Source organism: Catenibacterium sp., from assembly GCF_052354645.1.
Taxonomy (GTDB): domain Bacteria; phylum Bacillota_I; class Bacilli_A; order Erysipelotrichales; family Coprobacillaceae; genus Catenibacterium; species Catenibacterium mitsuoka_A.
Window position 1 is genome coordinate 1 of sequence record NZ_DAWDDM010000125.1, and the last position, 5762, is coordinate 5762.

Consider the following 5762-nt stretch of genomic DNA (forward strand, 5'->3'; position numbering starts at 1 on the left):
GTATATACATTAAGTGATCCGCGTAGTGAAATTCTTGCAAAACAGTGTGAAGAATTATCATATGAAAAATTCAGACATGATGAATATGAATTTTATAGAAAATTCTCAGCTATTGCGATTGATGAAATCTATAAGAGAAAAGGTATCCATGTCTGTACAAATGTCGATTTTTATAGTGGTTTAGTTTATGATATGCTTGGCATTCCTGAAGATCTTTATACATTACTCTTTGTAATTGGAAGAACAGTAGGGTGGGTCGCTCATAATATTGAATCTAAGCTTTATAGTGGACGAATTGTTAGACCTGCCACTAAATTTGTGGGAGAACTTAAAGAATATAAAAATATCGAAGATAGATAGGGAAAGTGCGACTAAAATCGCATTTTTTCTTTTGTTTTCAATAAAAACACTACACTTTTGAACCAATAAATGTTACTATCTTTATAAGGATGTTGTCCTCTCAAGGAGAAATATATGGTTGTTTCCTATTTATTGACAATATGTGGTTCTTTAATCATAATTATTGGAACTGCTGTATTTATTATTGGAAAACACAGCAAATAAACCACTCCGGCTTAATTTTAAAATTAAGTCGGAGTTTTTAGTTTCTTAGTATTTAAGTTTTCACCTAATACTAGTTGATCCCTATTGTTATTACATGTCTACTTCGCCTCTATCGTATAGGATACTTGTATCCACAACCATTTATATCTGCATTTAGTACATTCTCATCAGCAATTCTATACTGTCCACGATTTATTCTCTTTCTACTGAAATGGTCTTATCCCAAAAGCTGGCCTTTGAGGTGTACGATTCTTCCTATATTGCAAGTATGATGCCATTTGATTTACAGAGATATTCAAGCTTATCTTGAAGTATCTTATAGGGGATATCATATTACTTTTACCTATATTGGAATACTTCTGAAGTGTTTCATTATAGCCCACGATAAGTGTTCCTATATCATTATCAAGACAGTAATTAATCACAATGTGTGCTGTAGTCTTTGATTCTATTGTTGTGCTTACGCACTATTTTTTTGGTCATCTTATTGTCATAGTTCTGTTTTTCCTTGATGGACTCTAATCGTGCATTCTCCTGTCAATTTTATATATCTTATACTCTCTTTCATTCTAGACTACTTAATTATAAGCACAAAAAAAAGCGCCGAAGCGCTTTTTGATTATTTTACTTTATGAATCCAGTTGAACTTATCTGGAAGTTTACCCCATTGGATACCTGTTAAAGTATCATATAATTTCTGAGTTAATTCACCAGTCTTGAAGTCATTGATAAGAACCTCTTCACCCTTATAACATAATTCACCAACTGGAGAAATAACTGCTGCAGTACCTGTACCCCAAGCTTCTTTTAAAGCACCAGTACGTCCTGCTTCCATTAATTCATCAACACTTAGATGACGCTCTTCTACTTTATAGCCCCAGTCACGAAGAATTGTAAGCATAGAATCTCTTGTAACACCTGGAAGTACTGAACCTTCAAGAGGTGCAGTCACTACTGTATCGTTGATTAAGAACATGATGTTCATAGAACCAACTTCTTCAACATACTTTCTTTCCTGACCATCTAGCCATAATACCTGAGTATAACCATGTTCTTCAGCTTTTACCTGAGCAGCAAGTGAACCAGCATAGTTACCACCACATTTAGTGAAACCAGTACCACCCTTAACAGCTCTTACAAATTCATCTTCAATCCAAATCTTAACTGGTGCAACACCTTCAGGATAATAGTTTCCAACTGGTGTTAAGATAATAACGAATTTATATTTATTTGCTGGATGAACACCAACACCTGGTTCAGTCGCAAACATGAATGGACGAATATATAAAGAAGTTTCAGGTGCAGTAGGAATCCAATCCTGTTCATACTTAACAAGAGTTTCTACAGCTTCTACGAAGTCTTCTTCTGGTAATTCAGCCATACATAAACGTTTGTTTGAGTTTCTCATACGTTTCGCATTCATTTCTGGACGGAATAACTGAACATTTCCTTCTGGATCACGATAAGCCTTTAAGCCTTCAAAAGTTTCCTGTGCATAGTGAAGGACCATTGTAGCTGGATCCATCTGAATTGGAGCATATGGTACAATACGTGCATCATGCCATCCTTTTTCAGAATCCCAATCATATACAAACATATGATCTGTAAAATATTTACCGAAGCCAAGATTTGACTGATCTGGCTTTTCTTTAAGAGTCTTTGCTCTTTCTACTTTGATTTCCATTATTAAAATCCCCCTTTAGAATTGTTCTCATTATAGTACTATCATTTGCTAGATGCAATACAAAATGAGGAAATAATACAAAACAATTTATATTATTTATGGAAAACAGAAAAATAACACTAAATCACTTTAACTTGCAAACTCTTTTCTAATACTGTAAGAGCTGCTTTTTCTAGGTTTTCATCAAAAGAAGCACATCCTTTTGTATCTACTTCAATTAAAGCTTCAGGAAGTGCACTCTTAATCATAATACAATTAGAAATAACACAAATATCAGTCACTACTCCTACTACTCTTACTTCTTCGTAAGCTGTATCTTTTAATAAGTTCGCAAGCATTAAAGATGGGAAAGTATTCTTTTCAATCACTGTATGATTTCTACTTAAAGACTGTAATTCTCCATAAAGTTCATGTCCTTTGGTCTGCGAGATACAATGAGGTACAGGTAAATTCTTGCCTTCCTGTGTCTCTAGATAGTTATTAAAGTGTGTATCTTTAGTAAACCAGACATCTTCACCTTCTTCTTCATATTTCTTTGCTAATGAAATGATATAAGGGGCAATCTTGGCTGCTTTTTCAAATCCAAGTGCACCATCCACAAAATCATTCTGATAATCTACAACAACTAGTAGTTTCTTGCTCATGGTTAAACCTCCTTTTTTATTTATTATAACGCACTTTGATATGTTATAATAGAGCACAGAGAGGTGTTTTTATGGATAAGAATTTATTGGGTATGTATGATTTAAAAATTGAAAGATTAAAGAAAGCATTAGAAAGAAATAACATGACTTGTAATGTATTTAATACAGAAGAAGAACTTCATGATTATTTTAAGACAATTTTCAAGGACCAAAAGGTAGTGGCAGTAGGTGGTTCTATGTCACTTGATGAAATGCATGTATTAGATTTAGTGCGTGCAAGTGATGTGAAGTTCCTTGATCGTTATGCTAAAGGATTAACTAAAGAAGAAATCAATGCAATACATCATGAAGCATTTAACGCGGATATTTATTTAACTAGTACCAATGCAATGACAACAGATGGCTGTTTATATAATATTGATGGCAATGGTAATAGAGTGGCTGCAATGATTTATGGACCTAAGGATGTTTATGTCGTTGCTGGTGTCAATAAGATCTTTGAATCAGAAGAAGAAGCTATTGATCATATTAAAAACGTGTCAGCACCGGCAAATGCGATTAGATTACACCGTCAAACAGGATGTGCTGTTGCTGGTAAGTGTGTCAATTGCATGTCAGATCAAAGAATTTGTGCATCTTATGTCAAACTTGCACGCCAGGGAAATAAGGATAGAATCCATGTAATTATTATGAGACAGGAGTTAGGTTATTAATATGAAAGCAGGAATACTATGTCCTATCTCTGCACTACCATCATCTTATGGTGTAGGAGATTTTGGAAAGAACGCATATACATTTGTAGATCAGCTAAAGAAATCAGATGTAAAGATCTGGCAGATCTTACCACTTAATCCTTTAGCATATGGGAATTCACCTTATCAGCCATATTCATCTTATGCGGGTGATGAACTTTATATTGATTTAGAAGATTTAGTTAATGATGGTTTACTTGAAAAAGGTGAATTAAAAACATTTAATAAACAGGCTGAAACAGTGGAATATGAAGCTGTACGTGCACATAAAGAAGACTTATTAAGACTCGCTTATAAAAGATTTGAATTTAATGATGATTTTAAGCAGTTTGTGGAAAACAATAAATGGGTTGAGGGTTATGCATTATTTCGTACTTTTAAATTAACAAATGAGGGAAAGCCATGGACAGAGTGGCATGAGGAATATAAGGAGTTCCCTAAACATCAATCTTTTGAACTATTACCTTTTGAGAAAGAAATCAATTATCAGGAGTTCTTACAGTATTATTTCTTCAAACAATGGTATGCATTAAAGAAATATGCGAATGATCAGGGTATTATGATTATAGGGGATATGCCTATCTATGTAGGATTAGATAGTGCTGATTGCTGGTTAGATCAGGAAGACTTCTTGTTAGAAGAAGATGGCACACCTTCATTTGTGGCAGGTGTACCACCTGATTATTTTAGTGAATTTGGACAGAGATGGGGTAACCCTATCTATGACTGGGATCATCTAGAAAAGACAAATTTCAAGTTCTGGATTGATAGAATTCATAGTGCGAATAAGCTTTATGATGAAGTACGTATTGATCATTTCCGTGGATTTGATACTTATTGGAAGATTCCAGCATCAGAACCTACTGCAGTAGTAGGGGAATGGGTCGAAGCACCAGGCTATGCACTATTTGACAAATTATTTGAAGAATATCCAGATACACATATTCTTGCAGAAGATTTAGGCTTATTAAGAGATGAAGTGTATGAACTAAGAGATCATTATAATTTCAAGGGAATGTATATCTTCCAGTTCCATTACAAAGATGAATTTGATTTTGATAAGGTTGTTGTTTATAGCGGTACACATGATAATGATACATTAATGGGATGGTATGATAATCTTGATAAAGATAGCTTAAAGGATGTAGAACTCTTATTAGATGGTTATAAGGAACGTAAATTACATCGTCAGATGATTCATTATTGTATGGATTTACCTGCTGAATCTGTCATTATTCCAGTATGGGATCTTTTAGGAGAACCAGAAACATCACGCTTTAATACTCCAGGTACTATTGGATCTCCTAACTGGGAATGGAAGATGTCACGCTTTACAGAATTCAATAAAGAAATGAAATTCATGAAGAAAATCATTCATGATACGAATCGAGATGAAACTCTATGAAAAGAGCCATTGTATTAAGTGGTGGAGGATCTAAAGGAGCCTATGAAGCTGGTTTCTTACTTGCTGCCAAAGAATTAAACCAACATTTTGATATTGTGACAGGAACTTCTATTGGTGCCCTCAATGGGGCATTAGTTGCTATGGGAGACTATGAAGGATTAGAGTATACATGGAATATATTAGATATGGATCATGTCTTTAATAATGCACCTGATTTGACTGATTTAAAAGATGACTTTATGACAACTTCTTTATTTAATAAGGAAGAGGGAAGTAACTTATCAGAACTTAAAGAATCCATTGCGCAGCAGACATCTCTTGCACAATCTTTTTTGAAATACTATTTTAAAAACAAAGGGGCTGATAATACCCCTTTTGTAGAACACTGCCGTGGACTGATGGATGAAGAACGCCTATTATCTTCACCTATCGATTTTGGTATATGTACAGTGCAGTTTCCAAGCATGAAAGCATGTTATAAGACTAAATCAGAAATGGAAAGAGGTCATATGCTTGACTATTTACTTGCAAGTAGTGCCTGTTTTCCAGTCTTTCCAATGACAGAAATAAATGGTAATAAGTATATTGATGGGGGATTTAGTGATAATCTTCCTATTGATCTTGCTTTAGATATGGGCTCTGATGAAATAGTCGTAGTGGATATGCATCTTATACCAGTACATCCACAATATATCAATCGTCGTTCTATTCTT

Annotated in this window: 6 protein-coding genes; 4 read left to right on the top strand and 2 right to left on the bottom strand. The window is 34.2% G+C overall.

The features are described from left to right. Positions 1 to 360: citrate/2-methylcitrate synthase (locus ACT8VG_RS06630; RefSeq protein WP_444195453.1), on the top strand; the 360-nt coding region annotated here is incomplete at its 5' end. A gap of 823 nt (positions 361 to 1183) precedes the next feature. Here the strand turns inward: ACT8VG_RS06630 and ACT8VG_RS06635 are convergent. Continuing rightward, positions 1184 to 2248: a branched-chain amino acid aminotransferase gene (locus ACT8VG_RS06635; protein ID WP_006507057.1), complete on the bottom strand. Its 1065-nt coding sequence runs from the start codon at positions 2246 to 2248 to the stop codon at positions 1184 to 1186. A gap of 119 nt (positions 2249 to 2367) precedes the next feature. Continuing rightward, complete coding sequence (locus tag ACT8VG_RS06640) at positions 2368 to 2892, bottom strand: cysteine hydrolase family protein (RefSeq protein ID WP_444195454.1); 525 nt, start codon at positions 2890 to 2892, stop codon at positions 2368 to 2370. A gap of 71 nt (positions 2893 to 2963) precedes the next feature. Here ACT8VG_RS06640 and ACT8VG_RS06645 point away from each other — a divergent pair, with 71 nt between their 5' ends. The 3 genes from ACT8VG_RS06645 to ACT8VG_RS06655 all read left to right on the top strand — a co-directional run. Further along, complete coding sequence (locus ACT8VG_RS06645) at positions 2964 to 3605, top strand: lactate utilization protein (RefSeq protein WP_195920929.1); 642 nt, start codon at positions 2964 to 2966, stop codon at positions 3603 to 3605. A gap of 1 nt (position 3606) precedes the next feature. Further along, entirely contained in the window at positions 3607 to 5049 is a 1443-nt protein-coding gene (malQ, locus tag ACT8VG_RS06650) for a 4-alpha-glucanotransferase (RefSeq protein ID WP_117458601.1), read from the top strand. Then, a partial coding sequence (locus tag ACT8VG_RS06655) for a patatin-like phospholipase family protein (RefSeq protein WP_444195455.1) occupies positions 5046 to 5762 on the top strand: 717 nt, incomplete at its 3' end. The genes malQ and ACT8VG_RS06655, both read left to right, overlap by 4 nt.

What these genes read in the sequence shown, in the direction of transcription:
- ACT8VG_RS06635 (WP_006507057.1), bottom strand. Translation starts at nt 2,248, where the DNA reads ATGGAAATCAAAGTAGAAAGAGCAAAGACTCTTAAAGAAAAGCCAGAT.
- ACT8VG_RS06640 (WP_444195454.1), bottom strand. Translation starts at nt 2,892, where the DNA reads ATGAGCAAGAAACTACTAGTTGTTGTAGATTATCAGAATGATTTTGTG.
- ACT8VG_RS06645 (WP_195920929.1), top strand. Translation starts at nt 2,964, where the DNA reads ATGGATAAGAATTTATTGGGTATGTATGATTTAAAAATTGAAAGATTA.
- malQ (WP_117458601.1), top strand. Translation starts at nt 3,607, where the DNA reads ATGAAAGCAGGAATACTATGTCCTATCTCTGCACTACCATCATCTTAT.